Annotated in this window: 14 protein-coding genes; 7 read left to right on the top strand and 7 right to left on the bottom strand. The window is 66.8% G+C overall.

Annotated features, from left to right (window positions below):
* Positions 1-286: 286 nt before the first annotated feature.
* The 7 genes from AC3WJE_RS19875 to def all read right to left on the bottom strand — a co-directional run bounded on the left by AC3WJE_RS19875 (position 287) and on the right by def (position 8,483).
* Positions 287-1,324 carry a CDP-glycerol glycerophosphotransferase family protein gene (locus AC3WJE_RS19875; protein ID WP_493732567.1) on the bottom strand — a complete coding sequence of 346 codons (1,038 nt, stop codon included), beginning with the start codon at positions 1,322-1,324 and terminating at the stop codon, positions 287-289.
* A gap of 224 nt (positions 1,325-1,548) precedes the next feature.
* Positions 1,549-2,388, bottom strand: coding sequence for a glycosyltransferase family 2 protein (locus AC3WJE_RS19880; protein ID WP_493732568.1), 840 nt, complete (start codon positions 2,386-2,388; stop codon positions 1,549-1,551).
* A gap of 40 nt (positions 2,389-2,428) precedes the next feature.
* On the bottom strand, positions 2,429-3,718 hold the full coding sequence (locus AC3WJE_RS19885; RefSeq protein ID WP_493732580.1) for an O-antigen ligase family protein: 1,290 nt from the start codon (positions 3,716-3,718) through the stop codon (positions 2,429-2,431).
* A gap of 110 nt (positions 3,719-3,828) precedes the next feature.
* The gene (locus AC3WJE_RS19890; protein WP_493732569.1) at positions 3,829-5,550 is read right to left on the bottom strand and encodes an ArnT family glycosyltransferase; all 1,722 of its coding nucleotides are present in this window, start codon (positions 5,548-5,550) and stop codon (positions 3,829-3,831) included.
* 75 nt (positions 5,551-5,625) lie between these two features.
* The gene (gene rsmB, locus AC3WJE_RS19895) at positions 5,626-6,936 is read right to left on the bottom strand and encodes a 16S rRNA (cytosine(967)-C(5))-methyltransferase RsmB (RefSeq protein WP_493732570.1); all 1,311 of its coding nucleotides are present in this window, start codon (positions 6,934-6,936) and stop codon (positions 5,626-5,628) included.
* Positions 6,936-7,859, bottom strand: coding sequence for a methionyl-tRNA formyltransferase (fmt, locus tag AC3WJE_RS19900; protein ID WP_493732571.1), 924 nt, complete (start codon positions 7,857-7,859; stop codon positions 6,936-6,938). Before fmt ends, rsmB begins: the two co-directional genes overlap by 1 nt.
* A gap of 111 nt (positions 7,860-7,970) precedes the next feature.
* Positions 7,971-8,483: a peptide deformylase gene (gene def / locus AC3WJE_RS19905; RefSeq protein WP_493732572.1), complete on the bottom strand. Its 513-nt coding sequence runs from the start codon at positions 8,481-8,483 to the stop codon at positions 7,971-7,973.
* A 129-nt stretch (positions 8,484-8,612) separates the two neighbouring features.
* Here def and AC3WJE_RS19910 point away from each other — a divergent pair, with 129 nt between their 5' ends.
* The 7 genes from AC3WJE_RS19910 (at position 8,613) to tsaC (ending at position 16,571) form a co-directional block, all read left to right on the top strand.
* Positions 8,613-9,743, top strand: a complete 1,131-nt coding sequence (locus AC3WJE_RS19910) for a LysM peptidoglycan-binding domain-containing protein (protein WP_493732573.1) — start codon at positions 8,613-8,615, stop codon at positions 9,741-9,743.
* A gap of 74 nt (positions 9,744-9,817) precedes the next feature.
* Complete coding sequence (dprA, locus tag AC3WJE_RS19915) at positions 9,818-10,963, top strand: DNA-processing protein DprA (RefSeq protein WP_493732574.1); 1,146 nt, start codon at positions 9,818-9,820, stop codon at positions 10,961-10,963.
* Between the two features lie 42 nt (positions 10,964-11,005).
* Positions 11,006-11,479 carry a DUF494 family protein gene (locus AC3WJE_RS19920; protein WP_493732575.1) on the top strand — a complete coding sequence of 158 codons (474 nt, stop codon included), beginning with the start codon at positions 11,006-11,008 and terminating at the stop codon, positions 11,477-11,479.
* Between the two features lie 36 nt (positions 11,480-11,515).
* Positions 11,516-12,229, top strand: a complete 714-nt coding sequence (locus AC3WJE_RS19925) for a GYF domain-containing protein (protein ID WP_493732576.1) — start codon at positions 11,516-11,518, stop codon at positions 12,227-12,229.
* Complete coding sequence (locus AC3WJE_RS19930) at positions 12,222-13,103, top strand: RDD family protein (protein WP_493732577.1); 882 nt, start codon at positions 12,222-12,224, stop codon at positions 13,101-13,103. The genes AC3WJE_RS19925 and AC3WJE_RS19930 overlap by 8 nt, the downstream gene beginning before the upstream one ends.
* 208 nt (positions 13,104-13,311) lie before the next feature.
* Positions 13,312-15,840, top strand: a complete 2,529-nt coding sequence (locus tag AC3WJE_RS19935; RefSeq protein ID WP_493732578.1) for a DNA topoisomerase I — start codon at positions 13,312-13,314, stop codon at positions 15,838-15,840.
* A gap of 167 nt (positions 15,841-16,007) precedes the next feature.
* Complete coding sequence (gene tsaC, locus AC3WJE_RS19940) at positions 16,008-16,571, top strand: L-threonylcarbamoyladenylate synthase type 1 TsaC (RefSeq protein ID WP_493732579.1); 564 nt, start codon at positions 16,008-16,010, stop codon at positions 16,569-16,571.
* Positions 16,572-16,735: the final 164 nt, after the last annotated feature.

Consider the following 16,735-nt stretch of genomic DNA (forward strand, 5'->3'; position numbering starts at 1 on the left):
TGGTGATCCTCAATGCCCGCGCTCGTGATGCCTGGGCCGGCACACCTGCGCTTGGGTAAACAAGACAGTTGCTACGAGGTCGCTGCCACCTGTACGAACGTCCATGGATCTTCGACCCCCGGCCATCGGGCATAGCCCGATGGCGCTCAGCACCACGCGAGCCAGTGGCTCGCAAGCGGTGGCGCTTCGCCCCCGCCTACGCGGGGACGGCAGTAGATAAATGGCTCGGACGTAACGACCCGCGAACACAGAAGCCACGAACGCAAAATCACCGCAAAACAGCTCGCTAATACCCCGCCGGCCCCCAATAACCAATCCGCTTGCGAATCTTGAACTTGCGCCAGAAATTGCCTGGCTTCGGTTTCGGATTGCGCCCCCCCGCAGCGACGAACTCGTCGATCGCCTCCAGCACCCGCTCGCTGGAACGCCCATCGCGATACGGATGCAGCTGATCGGCGAACTCGCGCACCGCCGCCATCAATTCCGGCGGACGACTCAGCGCGCGCCGGATCGCCGGCTCGAACTGCGCCGGGTCGTCGATGTCGATCAACTGCGGTCCCGGCCGGCGGTTCTTGAATGTCACCACCGGCTTGTAGGTCAGCAGGAATTCGTTGAGCGCCGAGGAGGTGTCCGAGCACATCAGATCGACCTGCGGGAACAGCTCCAGGATGTTGTCGTTCTCGGCGAACGTCAGGTACTCGTTCTGCAGCGCCTTGTACCTGGCGGTCACCTCCGGATCCATCTTCGGGTGGAAGGTGACGATCCAGCGGAACTCGCCGGTGCGCGACAGCCGCTTGACCTCCTCGTACAAGGTGTCGGCCGCGCTCCACGATGGCGAGAACGTGGAGTGGTACAGGATCACCGGCGGCTGCCGCACCGGCTCGGGGGCACTGCCGAGCTGGCTCATGAACGGGTCGATCTTCGGAAAGCCGGTTTCCTTGACCGCGAAGTGCCCCAGCTCGCGCGACAACGCGCCGAACGCGGCGGTATCGCGCGGACCGGTGGTGCAGTACAGATCGAAGAAGCCCCGGACGTAGATATGTCGCGGCTTGCCGGCATCGAAGCCGTGGAAGGTCTCGACCTTCACGCCCGGGAAGAAATGCGGCACTGCGTTACTAGAGGTGATCACCGCGTACGGGTTCCACTCGCGCACCTGCTGCGCCGTCAGCAGCGTCTCGTCGGGCGCGAGGTCTTCTGCACCGGGGCCGTCGAAGAACCACGCCGCTTCGTCGCCACGCGCGCGGATCGCCGCCTGGATCGGGCGCAGGATCGCCAGCGCGTAGCGCTCCGAGCCGTAGAGAAGGTAGTGCTTAGAGCGTGTCATGGGCTTTTTCATGAGATGCGTTGGTCGTCAGCGGTGCGGAGGTGGTGTCGTGTGGTGCAGCCTTGGCGGCGGTCAAGGCAAGCCGCGCGGCGCCGGCTCCGCGCCGCTGACGGCCAACCCTCCGGGAAGCCAGCTGGGGCGCGCCAATACCGCGTTGCGCACCTTGCCTCGACGCGCCCCAGCTGGCTTCGCACTCATGAAAAAGCCCATGACACGCTCTCACATCAACGCTCCAGATCGTGTTTGCGCAGCTGTGCGGCCGCGAGTTTGACCGACTCGGGATTGCGGCGCATCTCGTAATAGCGCATGCGCTTGTAGACCGCGTAGGAAGCAGCGGTCTGCGCGACCACAAAGCCGCGCCAGCCATCGAACATGCCCAGGCGCAGTACGTAGTCCTTGAAGAACGAGGCGGCGAACACGAACGGGCATTGCCACATCCGCGTCGGCTTGCCCTTGTCGCGCCAGTCCAGTGCCTTCAGCTCGGCGTAGCGCAGCACCTTCAGGTCCTTGTGCACCAGGGTCGGGTTGTGCAGGTGGTTGAAGGGCACGCGCAGGTCTTCGGCACGGCCCTGCATCTGCAACGACTCGTGCACACGCGCCTCGCTCCAGCGCGCACGACCGCGGTGATAGATCCGCGCCAGCTGCTCGCCGACCATCGGCCGGTACCAGCGCATCGGTGCGCCCATGTACCAGGTGCTGCGGCGCATCCACACTGCGGCGGCGTCACCGGCGAGGATCTCCGGCAGACGCTGGCGGCATTCGCGCACGCCGGCTTCGGACAGGAATTCGTCGGCATCCAGCACCAGGATCCAGTCATGCGCAGCCTGCGCCGAGCCGAAATTGCGCTGCGGACCGAAGCCGAGCCAGGACTGGGTGACCACGCGCGCACCATGCGCCTGCGCGATCGCCACGGTGTCGTCACTGCTGCCGCAGTCCACCACCAGTTTCTCGGCGGCGAACGGCACGCTGTCCAGGCAACGGGCGATGTTGTCGGCCTCGTTGTAGGTCATCACCACCAGGCTCAGCGGAAGCTGTCCACCCTCGATGCCGGCGCCGTCTTGCATGCTGGGAATCCGTTGCGCCGCGTCGCGGCCGAACGCCACATTATAGGTTCGGCGCCGTCGTCACGGTCTTGCGTTCGTGGACATCGCGCAATGCCAGCCCGACCAGGATGCCAACCACCGACACGTAGAAACTGGCGGTGATCTGGTGGGCGAACATCGACTGGGTCAGACCGCACAGCGCGTAGCCGACCACCACCATCACCCCGGCCGCAGCCGCCCCGCGGAACCTCAGCGACTCCCCCGGCATCCTCTGTGCCCGATGTAGCCGCCACAGCAACAGCAGCGGCAGGCCGTATATGGTGATCAGCAGCAGCAATCCCGGTACGCCCTGGGCCGCGCCCCATTCGGCCAGGTCGTTGTGGGCGTGGCCCAGGTTGCAGTAATCCAGCGCGGGATCGGCGCGACAGGCCGGCTGCTGCCGCACCACATCACCGAAATGGCCGATCCCGATACCGGTCACCGGGTGCGCCAGGAAACTCTCGTAGGCCACCTGCCACAGTTCCAGGCGCGCACCGGCCGAGGAGTCGACATCGCCGTGCTCGAGCCGCTGCATGTCGGTCTGCAGCTCGACCAGGCGCATCTGCCGGCTCAGCCCCGGCACGGTCAGCAGCAAGGTGGCGGCAATGACGGCCGCGCCGGTCAGCACCAGCAGGCGGCTGTGCCCGTGGCGCCAGCGTGCGCTCCAGATGACCACCGCCAGCAGGCCCAGCAATCCCGGCCAGACCCCACGGCTGCCGCTGAGCACGATCGTGACGCAGCCGGCGAGCAGCGCGACCACCAGCAACGGCCAGCGACGTCGCGGACGGCAGAACACCGCCAGCATCATCAGTCCCAGCACGATATCGGCGAACACGATCGCGTTGTTCCACCCGTCCGCACGCACCGCGCCGCCCAGCACCTGCCACAACGCAAGCGCAAGCGCCGCGAAAATGCCGACCAGCGCACCGCGCCACAGCCAGATCAGGCGCGGCCGCAGGCTGTATGCCCAGATCGCCGCCCACGGCAGCAGCAAGAAGCGCGACCGGTAGCCGACGTCACGCAGGCCATGGTCGAACACCAGCACCGACACGACCCCCAGCAGCAGCACCGCCAGCACCAGTCCGAGCAACCACCACAGCGGCCGTCCCATCGCCCGCGCGCCGCGCCGCAACGCCCCCAGCCCCAGCAGCGACGACGCCAACAGGCACAGGCCGAACGGCAGCAGGCCGCCAGGCATCGCCAGCGCGCTGGCACCGAACAGGAACACCCCGGCCTCGGCCACCCCGACCGCCACGCGTGAATCGCGCGGAGCGAGTGCCGTGACATCGGAAGGGTGCGACTGCGACGACATCTTCAATGAAAGGGTCCGGACCAGGGGCGGGTGATCTTCACGTGCGTTGCACTAACGGCGGCTAAGCGACAGTGCCGCCTTGGACTAGACAAGCAGCCCCGACGCGGTCCTCAGTCCGCTTCGATCAGGCCCTGTTCGCGCCGCTCGCGCTCGCGTTCGGCGGCATTGGCCACGCACGCGCCCCGGATCGCCCCGGCCGGCACCAGCCACCAATTGCGGCGGTTGGCGACACCGACCTCCCGGGAACGCGCCTGGTCCACGCACTGCAACAGCGCCGCTTCCTGCACCAGCAGCCAGCGCCGGCCAGGAGACTGCGCCTGCCATGCCACACCAAGCCGGAGCTGCTTCTCCCAGGGCACCCGGAAGCCGAACGTCTCCACCGGTCGCCCCGCCATCAGCAGGTTCTGTTCCTTCCATGCGACCAGCCCAAGCTCCGCATCGGCCGGGATCATGCCACTCGCCCGCTGCATCACGCCGCGCGCCGAACTCGAGTCGTTGAGCACCGGATAGATCGCCAGCCCGTAGGCCACCCACCACGCGGTCAACAGCGAGGCAACCCCGAGCGCGCTGCGACGCATGCGCCACAACAGCAGGCTCGCCGCCCCCCAGATACCAATCGCGACCGTGACCCAGGCCAACCGATGCGTCACCTCGGTGCCCACACCGCGCCCCGCCATCAGCTTCTGCTCGAACCCCGGCTGCCCGAGCAGCATCATGACACCGACGACGAGAAAGCCGATCGACAGCAGCGCAGTGAATCCGAACAGCACCCGTTGGAAATCGCGGCGGCGCAACAGCCCCGGCAGCAGCGGCGCCAAAGCCAGGCACACCATCGGCAACGCCGGCAGGATGTAGACGTCGCGCTTGCCGCTGGGAATCGTGAAGAACAGCACCACCATCGCCCACCACACCAGCGGCAGCAGGTAACGCGGATCGCGGCGCCTGAGCCGTCGCCGCCATGCCGGGATCGCCCACGGCAGCGCCAGCACCATCGGCATCCACATCGTCGCCATCGTGCCGAAGTGGTACCACCACGGCTGGGCGTGATCCCAGGATCTGGCGTAGCGCTTGGCAGTCTGGTGGAACAGGATGTCGTTGAGATAGGCGTGATACTCCGGCGTCCCACTCGCCAGCGCGGCGGCCGCCATCGGTACCAGCCAGGCCAGGATCGGCGCGAAGAACGCCACCGGCCCCAGCCAGAAGCGCGGGTCACGCACATGCAGGCACACACGCGGCCACTGCCTCATCGACGCTATCGCCGCCGGCAACAGCACCAGCAAGGCGATCACGCCCACGCCCTTGGTGATCACCCCCATACCGGCGGCGAACCAACCCAGCGCCCACCAGCGCCAGTTCGCTCCCAACAGCAGGTGCCGCAACAGACCGTAGTTGGCCAGGGTGATGAAAAACACCACCAACGGATCGATCTGCGCCTTCTTGGCCTGGAAGGTGAAGTGCAGCGTGAACAGCAGCACCCAGGCGGCGTACAGGCCGACCCGGCGCGTCCACAACCGGCGTCCGAGGTCGTACACGCAAGCCAGCGTTCCCAACGCGGCCAGCAGCGACGGCAGCAGGAACGCCACCCGCCAGTCGCGCAGCAACGTGTAGAACGTCGCCTGCAGCCACATCAACATCGGCGGCTTGTCCGAATACAACTCGTGGCCGCGATGCGGGAACAGCCAATCGCCACTCTCGACCATGTGCTTGGCGACCAACGCGAAACGCGGCTCGTCCGACGGCCATGGATCGCGCAACCCCAACCCTGCTCCGATCACCAACAACGCGGTGATCGCCAACAACCAGAACTCACGGGATGCACGTGTCTTCAGCATGGGCACGAATGATAGTGGACAGTCCACACAGCGATGTGCAGGTTTTTGCGTGAAAATCGCATGATTCAGACGAAATCACGCCGCCTTGACGAGGCTGGCATAGAAGAAGCCATCGCCGTCATGTTCGCCTGGCAAGCGCTGCCGCCCAGCTCCGCTGGCGTGACCGAACGCATCGGGCAGCGGACGCGCCGAAGCATCCGCTGTCCGCGCCAGGAACGCGTCGATCTGGTCGCGATTCTCGCTGGCCAGGATCGAGCAGGTCGCATACAACAACTGCCCGCCGGGACGCAGCGTGGTCCACAGCGCGTCCAGCAACCGTGCCTGCAGTGCGACCAGTGCGGTCACGTCCTCGGCACGGCGATGCAACAGCACATCAGGTTGACGCCGCACGATGCCGGTCGCCGAACACGGCGCATCCAGCAGCACTGCATCGAACGGTTGACCGTCCCACCACGCCGCGAGGTCGGTGGCATCGGCCGCCTTCAATGTCACCAGTGCATCCGCGCAGGTGCGGGCGAGCGTCTCGCGCACCCGCTGCAAGCGACGCGCATCCACGTCGAGCGCAGTCAGGCGCAACAAAGCATCGCGTTCGAGCAGGTGCGCGCTCTTGCCGCCCGGCGCGGCGCAGGCATCGAGCACGCGTGCACCGGGGGCGACCATCAATGCATCGGCGACCTGCTGCGTGGAGCCGTCCTGCACCGAGACCCGTCCGCTCCCGAAACCCGGCAATTGCGCGACCGCGACTGGTGTTTCCAGATAGACCGCATCCGGCAACCACGGCACCACCTGCCCCTGCAGTCCCGCTTCGGCCAACGCCGTGACGTAGTGCGCAGGCTCATCCTGGCGCCGATTGACCCGCAGCCACATCGGCGCCGGCTGCGCGCTGGCGGTGAATATCGCGTCGGCCTGATCTTCCCAGTCGGCGCGCACCTGTTGGCGCAGCCAGTCCGGCCAGACCGCATCCGCCGGCACTTCGGGGAACCCTTCGCGCAGCGCGCGGCGCAGGATCGCGTTGACCATGCCGGCCTGACGCGAACGCCCCAGCGCACGACAAGCCTCGACCGTCGCCGACAACGCCGCATGCGGCGCCAACTGCAGCACCTCGAGCTGGGCAAAGCCGACCATCAGCAGCGCTTGCAAGTCAGCATCGCGACGCCCCAGCGGGCGCGGCATCCAGCTCGCCAGCGCCGCCGTATAGGCCGGATGCCGGCGCAGCACGCCCAGGCAGATCGCCTCGACCAGCGCGCGGTCACGTGAATCGGGAAGTTTGGGCAGCGCAACGGCGAGTTCAGCCTTGAGCGACCGCCCCTGCGCCATCACCGCCGCCAGCACGCGTGCGGCGGCCAGCCTGGGCGCGACGCCGGCCGGCAGAGCAGCGCCGGCCATCACCCTGCGACCAGCAGGTCGCGGCGCGCGTTGAGGTAGTCGGCCGCGGCGATCGCCTTGCCGCCCTCACGCTGCAGCACCAACAAGCGCAGCACGCCATCGCCGCAGGCCACGTCGATACCGTGCCTGGATGCGGCCAGCACCGTTCCAGGCGCCACTGCGGCATCCTGCTCCAGCGCCACCGCGCCGTGGATGCGCACGCGCTCGCCGGCCAGTTGCGCTTCGGCCACCGGCCATGGATTGAACGCCCGTACCCGCCGCGCCAACACCTGCGCCGACTGGGCCCAGTCCAACCGCGCCTCGGCCTTGTCGAGCTTGTGCGCGTAGGTGACGCCCTCGGCGGGCTGCGGTTGCGGCACCGGACGCAGGTTGGCGCGCAGCAGGCCCAGCCCATCGGACAGCACCTGCGCGCCCAGCTCCGCCAGACGATCATGCAATTGACCGCCGGTCTCCTCGGCACCGATCGGCGTGCGCTGCTGCATCAGCACCGGGCCGGTATCGAGCCCGGCCTCCATCAGCATCAGGTCCACGCCGGTCTCGGCGTCGCCGGCCTCGATCGCGCGTTGGATCGGCGCCGCACCACGCCAGCGCGGCAGCAGCGAGGCATGCACGTTCCAGCAGCCATCGCGCGGAATCGCCAGCACCGCCTTGGGCAGGATCAGCCCGTAGGCGACCACCACGATCAGGTCCGGCGCGAGACGACGCAGCGCCTCCTGCGATTCGGGCGACTTCAGCGACTCCGGCTGCAACACCGGGATGCCACGCGCAATCGCCTCCAGCTTCACCGGCGAAGGCGTCAGCCCACGCCCACGCCCGGCCGGGCGATCCGGCTGGGTGTAGACGGCAATGACTTCATGACGCCGCGCAGCCGCACGCAGCGACGGCACAGCGAATTCCGGCGTGCCGGCGAATACGATTTTCATTCGGATGGGGATTCGGGATTGGGGATTGGGGATTCGCAACGGCGACACTCAGGCGAGAAACCGGGCTCGCCTTCAACGAATCCCAAATCCCCCATCCCGAATCCCGGCTTTTCAAGCCACATGCCGGCGCGCTTTGGCCAGCTTCTTGCGCACCATCTCGCGCTTGAGCGGCGAGAGGTAGTCGATGAACAGCTTGCCGTCCAGGTGATCCATCTCGTGCTGGACGCACACCGCCAGCAGGCCGTCGGTGGTCAGTTCCTGGGCCTGGCCGCTGCGGTCGAGGAAGCGCACGGTGATCGAGTCGGCGCGGGTCACGTCGGCGAAGATCCCCGGCACCGACAGGCAGCCTTCCTGATAGACCTGCCCGCCCTGCCTGTCGACGATCTCCGGATTGATGAACACCTGCGGGACGTTCTTCTCCTCGCTGATGTCGATCACCATGAAACGCTTGTGCACGTCGACCTGACTCGCGGCCAGGCCGATGCCGGGGGCGTCGTACATGGTCTGGAACATGTCGTCCAGCAGCGTCTGGAAGGCGGGCGTGGTCACCTCGGCCGCATCGACCAGGACAGCCTTGGTCCGCAGACGGGGATCGGGGAATTCGAGAATGGGGAGCAGCGCCATGACAATACCCAACAGGGGCGCCGGCAATATCCGGCTAGACGTCTCAATTCTACCGCCAATGCTTGCGTGGCGCCCCTGTTCCTGGACTATAGTGGCCGGACCTGTTGGGGAATCAGGCAGACCGCAATTATGTTCAAACGATTTCGTACGGTCGTCGCCGTGGCGATGCTGACCGTAGCGACCTATGCCGCTGCCGTGGAAATGGCCGGGGCTCATCCGGATACCTATGTCGTCAAGAAGGGCGACACGCTGTGGGACATTGCCGGACGTTTCCTCGACAAGCCCTGGCTGTGGCCGGAGATCTGGCAAGCCAACCCGCAGGTCCACAACCCGCACCTGATCTATCCCGGCGATACATTGAGCCTGGCCTATCTGGATCGCGTCCGCGCCAGCGTCGACGTGCAGCCTGGCCCGCGCCAGGAAGCGCCGATCAACGCGATCCCGCTGGCCCAGGTCGAGCCGTTCCTGAAGAACCTGCGCGTGGTCGACAGCTTCAAGCAGCTGCCGTACGTGGTCGGCTTCGAGGACAACCGCCTGCGCGGTACTGACGGCCAGCTGGCGTACGTCAAGGGCCTGGCCGACGCCCAGCCAGGCCAGCGCTACGCGGTGGTGCGCCCGACCGTGCGCTTCAGCCTGCCGCGCCTGAACCAGGATCTGGATCCGAGTGGTGACACCACGCCGGGCAGCGGCAACCTGTGGAAGGACTTCGTCGCACCGGACGAGCGCCGCGAGCTGCTCGGCTATGAACTGGCCCAGGTCAACGTCGGCACGATCACCGGTGGCAACGCCGAGGCCGCCACGCTGCTGCTGCAGGACACCGGTCGTGAAGTCCGCGCCGGCGATCGCCTGATCGCGGTCGAAGCGCAGCCGTACGACCTGCAGTTCGTCCCGCACCCGCCAACGCCGCAAGCCGCCGATGCGCACCTGCGCGTGCTGGCGGTGGCCGACGCCTTCACCTCCGGTGGCCCACGCGATGTCATCGCCATCTCCGGCGGCAGCCGCGAAGGCATCGACAACGGCACGGTGTTCTCGATCTGGCGCCAGGGCACTCGCGTCAATGACCGCGTCAGCCATGACCGCTTCTCGCGTGCCGACGACGACTACACCGGTGGCAAGCACTCGACCGTCGGCCTGCCGGATGAGTACGCCGCGCACGCGATGGTGTTCCGCACCTATGACAAGGTCAGCTACGCACTGGTGATGGAAGGGGTCAAACCGACCCACATCGGCTACGCACTGAAGGGCCCCGACGCGCAGTAACCGCGGCGATTCCCTACAAGTGAACCGGACGGCGCCCTAGGGCGCCGTTCTTCATTGCGACCTAGCCTGCCGCAATGAATCCGATCCCCTCCCCGCACGACTTCGAATCGACCCGCGCCCTGCTGGCCCTGACGCTGGCCGGCGGCCCCCAGCCCGCACGCAAACACTTGCTGGAGCACCACGGCGATCCGCATGCCGCACTACGCGCAGGCAGCGCCGCATGGAGCCAGGCCGGCTGCAGTGCCGAACAGATCGCCCGCCTGCAGCGCCCGGACGAAGCCGCCATCGAGGCCATCCTGACCTGGCGCGACAGCGGCCATCGGCACGTCATCGGCCTGCACGACCCGGACTATCCCGCACTGTTGCGACAAACCTCCAACCCGCCGCTGACCCTGTTCGTGGAAGGCGATCCGACCTTGCTCTGGCATCCGGCCATCGCCGTCGTCGGCAGCCGCACCCCGAGTGCCGGTGGACGTGATCATGCACGCAGCTTCAGCCGCGCGATCTGCCGCGCCGGGCTCGCCGTCGTCAGCGGCATGGCCGCCGGTATCGATGCCGCCGCCCACGGCGTCGCACTGGACATGCATGGCACCACGATCGCGGTGCTCGGCACCGGCCCGGACCTGGCCTATCCCAACCATCATCACGAGCTGCGCGAACGGATCGCCGCGCAGGGCGCGATCGTCAGCGAACACCCGCCCGGCACCGCCCCGCGCGCCGCGCACTTCCCGGCGCGCAACCGGATCATCGCCGGGCTCGCGCTCGGCACGCTGGTGGTCGAGGCCGCACACCGCTCCGGCGCGCTGATCACCGCACGTCTGGCCAGCGAGGCCGGCCGCGAAGTGTTCGCGATCCCCGGATCGATCCACAACCCGATGGCGCGCGGCTGCCATCGGCTGATCCGCGACGGCGCCACCCTGGTCGAACAACCCGGCGACGTACTCGACGGCGTGGCCGCGCTGTCGGCCGAACTGGCCACCGCGCTGCAGGAACGACTGGCCGAACCTGAACGGGACACCCCAGGCAATCCGGCCGCCCCCTCCACCCCGGACCCGGACTACCAGAGGTTGTGGGTCGCCCTGGGCCACGACCCCAGCCCTATGGATTCATTGGTCGAGCGCACCGGATTGACGGCCGCCGCGCTGTCCTCCATGCTGCTGCTCATGGAACTGGAAGGGAGGGTAGTGGTCGAACATGGCCGTTACACGCGTAATTCCTAGTTTCTTCACCTCCACAGCGTCTTTTGACGCAGGCCGAGGGCAATGAAAGAGAGCATTTTGGATGTCCTGCTGTACCTGTTTGAACACTACTTCTGCGAGGATGCGGACCTCGTCCGCGACCGGGACTCGCTCCAGAATGGCCTGATCCAGGCCGGTTTCAGCCCCTCCGAGATCAGCAAGGCGTTCGACTGGCTCGATGCGCTGGCCGAACAGCGGCCGAGCGTCGGCACGCCGTGCGTGAATGGTCCGGTGCGGGTCTATCACGGACCGGAACTGGACAAGCTCGACGTCGAATGCCGGGGCTTCCTGCTGTTCCTGGAGCAGCACGGCGTGCTCGATGCCGACCAGCGCGAACTGGTGCTGGACCGCGCGATGGCGCTGGACCAGGACGAGCTGGATCTGGACGACCTGAAATGGGTCGTGCTGATGGTGCTGTTCAACCAGCCGGGCGCCGAAGCGGCCTATGCCTGGATGGAAACCCAGATGTTCCTCGACGAGCCTGAACCCGTACACTGACGCGGACTTTTCGCGCGAGCGCGCACGGGGACAGGGATGGTCGACGAGTGGTATTACGCCGAGGGCAATCACCAGCGGCACGGGCCGTTGCCGTCGGAAAACATCGTGGCGTTGTACCGCTCCGGGCAGATCGGCCTGGACACGCTGGTATGGCGCGAGGGCCTGGCGCAATGGCAAGCCCTGAGCACCTTCGCCGACGAACTGGGCCTCAGCGCGCCCGCGCATGATCCATCCAGCCTGCTGCCACCGCCGTTGCCCCCGGCAGCGCCGACGCCTCCCACTCCAGCCACCGCGTTCCCGCCGCCCAAGGGCTTGTCGGGCTGCGCGATCGCGGCCCTCGTCGGCGCCATCGTCGGCGTATTCCTGCTGGTCGTGATCGGGATCCTCGCGGCAATCGCCGTGCCCGCCTACCAGGAATATCTGCAGCGCAGCCAGATCGCCGCGGCTGTGGGCACGATGAGTGCGCACCAGGACGCCATCGTCGCGTTCCACAAACGCGAGGGCCGTTGCCCGGTCAATGGCGACGACGACTTCGGCACGCCGGAGAGCTATGCCAGCGGCCAGCTTGCCACGCTGCAGATCGGCCACTTCGACAACGGCAACTGCGGCATGGAAGGCCTGCTCAGCCTGCCCGGCAAGTCGGAGCTCGACGGCAAGGCAATCTGGCTGGACTACGATGAAGCCGCCGACAGCTGGAATTGCAGCTCGGAAATCGAGGATCGCTACCTGCCCGGCCAGTGCCGTGGCTGACATTACTGATATGGAAGAAGACACCACTTACTGGCATTACGCCGACGCCCTGCGCCAGCAGCACGGGCCACTTCCTGCCGACGAACTGCGCGCACGCTTCGAACGCGGCGAGCTGGATTACGCAACGCTGGTCTGGCGTAGCGGCATGGCCACCTGGCAACCGCTGGAAACCTGCGCGGAAGCCCTGGGCATCGTGCTGCCGCTGGCACCGGCTACGCCTGCCGGCCTTGCGGATACCCATGCTCCGGGCGCGACTGTGGACGGGGACGTGGTGTACGCCGGGCTCTGGCGTCGCGTGGCCGCCAACATCCTCGACAGCTTCGTCACCACCGCGCTGACCTATGCGTTGCTGATCCCGCTGATGCTGGCGTGCGGCATGAGCCTGGGCCTGCTCGCCGGACGCACCGACTCCGCTGCGCCCGGCATCCTGATCCCGTACATGGTGCTGCTCTACGGCATCGGCTTGACGCTGCCGGCGATCTACTTCGGCTGGATGCAGGCCAGTGGCTGTCAGGCCAGCCTGGGCAAGCTCGCGGTGGGCATCAAGGTCGTGCGCGGCAACGGCGGGCGGATCGGGTTCTGGCGCGGCTTCCTGCGCTATGTGGCCTATGTGCTGCTGACGGTGCTGACCTGCGGCATCGGCATGGTGGTGACCGCCTTCATGGCCGGCCTGACCCAGCGCAAGCAGGCCCCGCACGACTTCTTCTGCGACACCCTGGTGGTCGATCGCTGGGCTTATACGGATCAGCCGCAGAACCAGAAGCGGGGACTGGACGTCGTCACGATCGTGGTGCTGGCGCTGTACGCCCTGCTGGTGCTGGTGGCCGCTGCAGCCGTCTTGATCGCGGTGGTCATCGCATCCAAACAGGCCTAAGCCATACCGCCAAGCTGAACAGGCCCGCTTGACATCCGGCAACCTGCCGTGATTTGACTATAAATAGAGTGACCGCGTACGCCCGGGGCCCTACCGCTCCGGGCGTCTACGTCTGCGACACACGCGTTCTGCTTCCCTCCACGGGTTAATTGCGCCACCCTACCGCCCCCATCGGGGCGTCCGTCCGCCCCCAGAATCCACGCCAACCATGCCCAAGCACCTGCTCATCGTCGAATCGCCTGCCAAGGCCAAGACGATCAACAAATACCTCGGTAAGGACTTCACCGTCCTGGCCTCGTATGGGCACGTGCGTGACCTGGTGCCGAAGGAAGGCGCGGTCGACCCGGACAACGACTTCGCGATGCGCTACGAGCTGATCGAGAAGAACGAGAAGCACGTCGAAGCCATCGCCAGGGCCGCCAAGGGCGCCGACGACATCTTTCTGGCGACCGACCCGGACCGCGAGGGCGAGGCGATCAGCTGGCACATCGCCGAGATCCTGAAAGAGCGTGGGTTGCTGAAAGACAAGCCGATGCAGCGGGTGGTGTTCACCGAGATCACCCCGCGTGCGATCAAGGAAGCGATGCTCAAGCCGCGCGCGATCGCCGGCGATCTGGTCGATGCCCAGCAGGCGCGTCGCGCGCTGGACTATCTGGTCGGCTTCAACCTCTCGCCGGTGCTGTGGCGCAAGGTCCAGGCCGGGCTGTCGGCCGGCCGGGTGCAGTCACCGGCGCTGCGGATGATCGTCGAGCGCGAGGAGGAGATCGAAGCCTTCATCGCACGCGAATACTGGAGCATCGATGCCGAGTGCGCGCATCCGACCCAGCATTTCAACGCCAGGCTGGTGAAGCTGGACGGGCAGAAATTCGAGCAGTTCACGATCACCGATGGCGAATCGGCCGAAGCCGCACGCCTGCGCATCCAGCAGGCGGCGCAGGGCAAGCTGCACGTCACCGACGTGGTCAGCAAGGAGCGCAAGCGCCGCCCGGCCGCGCCGTTCACCACCTCCACGCTGCAGCAGGAAGCCTCGCGCAAGCTCGGCTTCACCACGCGCAAGACCATGCAGGTCGCGCAGAAGCTGTATGAAGGCGTGGCGCTCGGCGATGAGGGCAGCGTCGGCCTGATCACGTACATGCGTACCGACTCGGTCAACCTGTCGCAGGACGCGTTGTCGGAAATCCGCGACGTGATCGCGCGCGACTTCGGCACCGGCGCGCTGCCGGACAAGCCCAACGTCTACACCACCAAGTCCAAGAACGCGCAGGAAGCGCACGAAGCGGTGCGTCCGACGTCGGCGCTGCACACGCCCGCGCAGGTCGGCCGTTTTCTCTCCGACGACGAGCGCAAGCTGTACGAACTGATCTGGAAGCGCACCGTCGCCAGCCAGATGATTCCGGCCACGCTCAACACGGTCAGTGTCGATCTTGCCGCCGGCAGTGCGCACAGCTTCCGCGCCAGCGGCACCACCGTGGTGGTGCCCGGCTTCCTGGCGGTGTACGAGGAAGGCAAGGACAACAAGTCGGCCGAGGACGAAGACGAAGGCCGCAAGCTGCCGGCGATGAAGCCCGGCGACAGCATGCCGCTGCAGCGCGTGCTCACCGAGCAGCACTTCACCCAGCCGCCGCCGCGCTTCACCGAAGCGGCGCTGGTCAAGGCGCTGGAGGAATACGGCATCGGCCGTCCGTCGACCTACGCCTCGATCATCCAGACCCTGCTGTTCCGCAAGTACGTGGAAATGGAAGGCCGCAGCTTCCGGCCGACCGACGTCGGCCGCGCGGTGTCCAAGTTCCTGGCCGGGCATTTCACCCGCTACGTGGACTACGACTTCACCGCGCGCATGGAAGACGAGCTGGATGCGGTCTCGCGCGGCGAGGAGGAATGGATCCCGCTGATGGCCAAGTTCTGGGGCCCGTTCAAGGAACTGGTCGAGGACAAGAAGGATTCGCTGGACAAGACCGACGCCGGCAGCGTGCGCGTGCTCGGCACCGATGTGGCCAGCGGCAAGCCGATCAGCGCGCGCATCGGCCGGTTCGGGCCGATGGTGCAGATCGGCACGGTCGAAGACGAGGAGAAGCCGCGCTTCGCCTCGCTGCGCCCGGGCCAGAGCATCTACACGATCACCCAGGAAGAGGCGCTCAAGCTGTTCGAGATGCCGCGCCTGCTGGGCGAGGACAAGGGCGAGCAGGTCAGCGTCGGCATCGGCCGCTTTGGCCCGTTCGCCAAGCGCGGCAGCATCTATGCGTCGCTGAAGAAGGAAGACGACCCGTACTCGATCGACCTGGCGCGTGCGGTGTTCCTGATCGAGGAGAAGGAGGAGATCGCGCGCAACCGCGTGATCAAGCAGTTCCCCGGCAGCGACATCCAGGTGCTCAACGGTCGCTTCGGTCCGTACATCAGCGACGGCGCTCTCAACGGCAAGATCCCCAAGGATCGCGAGCCGGCCTCGCTGACCCTGGCCGAGGTGCAGCAGTTGCTGGCCGACACCGGCAAGCCGGCGCGCAAGGGCTTTGGTGCCAAGAAGGCGCCCAAGAAAGCCACCAAGAGCGTGGCCAAGGCTGCCGTGACCAAGGACGACGCGGCGAAGAAGACCGCTGCCAAAAAGACCGCAACCAAGAAGGCGCCTGCCAAGAAAGCAGCGGCGAAGAAGGCGGTGGTCAAGGAAGCGCCTGCCGAGCGGCCTGTGTTCAAGAAGCCGGCGAAGAAGACACTCATCAAGAGCGGCGCCGCGCGCGGTTGACGCGGCCTGCCCCCCGGATGCACCCACCCCGTCCCTGTTGATTGCAACGATCCTTGCCGATGAACAAGCTTCCGCTGCTTTTCAGCATTGCCTCGAAGGCCTTGCTCTGCGGGCTGGCCTTCGGGTTCGTCGACATCCGGGTCGCCAAGCGCGGCTGACGGGTTCTCGTGTCCACGTCACTATCCCTGACCGACGCCATCACCGCGCTGCGCGCCGGTGGCGTGATCGCCTATCCGACTGAAGCAGTCTGGGGTTTGGGCTGCGATCCACGTCAGGAAACGGCGGTGATGCGGCTGTTGCAGATCAAGCGACGCCCGGTCGATAAGGGGGTGATCGTGGTAGCTGCCGAGCCGGACATATTGAGTCACTGGCTCGATCTGGCCGCGTTGCCGCCGGAACGGCTGGAAGCGGTGCGTGCCAGCTGGCCCGGCCCGAATACCTGGATCCTGCCGGCCAGCGATCGGGCCCCCGCGTGGATCACCGGCCGCCATCGCGGCATCGCGGTACGGATCAGCGCGCATCCGCTGGTCAAACAGTTGTGCCGGGCCTGGGAGGCACCGTTGGTTTCCACCAGCGCCAATCTGGCCGGGATGCCGCCGGCGCGTGCCCGCAACGAGTTGGATCCGGCCCTGCTGTCCAGCATCGACGGCCTGATCGATGGCGAAACCGGCGGGCTGGCCCAGCCCACACCGATCCGCGATGCGCTGACCGGCGAGATCCTGCGCGACTGAAGCATCTGCCGTAGCCGTAGAGCGGAGCGCGCTCCGCTGAAGCGAGGCCGATTCCGCGAAGGTTGCACCGGGAATGCTTCAGCGGAGCAAGCTCCGCTCTTATCTGCTCCGGATCTGTCAGGTTAGATGTCGAGCGCCGGCGTGGGCCACCGTCTCCGCTCTAG

Source organism: Pseudomonas sp. GW821-FHT07E12, from assembly GCF_058986605.1.

Excerpts from the sequence above, each read along its gene's own strand:
- rsmB (WP_493732570.1), bottom strand. The coding sequence starts at position 6,936 with ATGGCCGGCGCTGCTCTGCCGGCCGGCGTCGCGCCCAGGCTGGCCGCC.
- fmt (WP_493732571.1), bottom strand. The coding sequence starts at position 7,859 with ATGAAAATCGTATTCGCCGGCACGCCGGAATTCGCTGTGCCGTCGCTG.
- dprA (WP_493732574.1), top strand. The coding sequence starts at position 9,818 with ATGAATCCGATCCCCTCCCCGCACGACTTCGAATCGACCCGCGCCCTG.
- AC3WJE_RS19890 (WP_493732569.1), bottom strand. The coding sequence starts at position 5,550 with ATGCTGAAGACACGTGCATCCCGTGAGTTCTGGTTGTTGGCGATCACC.
- AC3WJE_RS19885 (WP_493732580.1), bottom strand. The coding sequence starts at position 3,718 with ATGTCGTCGCAGTCGCACCCTTCCGATGTCACGGCACTCGCTCCGCGC.
- AC3WJE_RS19935 (WP_493732578.1), top strand. The coding sequence starts at position 13,312 with ATGCCCAAGCACCTGCTCATCGTCGAATCGCCTGCCAAGGCCAAGACG.
- AC3WJE_RS19875 (WP_493732567.1), bottom strand. The coding sequence starts at position 1,324 with ATGACACGCTCTAAGCACTACCTTCTCTACGGCTCGGAGCGCTACGCG.
- def (WP_493732572.1), bottom strand. The coding sequence starts at position 8,483 with ATGGCGCTGCTCCCCATTCTCGAATTCCCCGATCCCCGTCTGCGGACC.
- AC3WJE_RS19925 (WP_493732576.1), top strand. The coding sequence starts at position 11,516 with ATGGTCGACGAGTGGTATTACGCCGAGGGCAATCACCAGCGGCACGGG.
- AC3WJE_RS19880 (WP_493732568.1), bottom strand. The coding sequence starts at position 2,388 with ATGCAAGACGGCGCCGGCATCGAGGGTGGACAGCTTCCGCTGAGCCTG.
- AC3WJE_RS19920 (WP_493732575.1), top strand. The coding sequence starts at position 11,006 with ATGAAAGAGAGCATTTTGGATGTCCTGCTGTACCTGTTTGAACACTAC.
- AC3WJE_RS19910 (WP_493732573.1), top strand. The coding sequence starts at position 8,613 with ATGTTCAAACGATTTCGTACGGTCGTCGCCGTGGCGATGCTGACCGTA.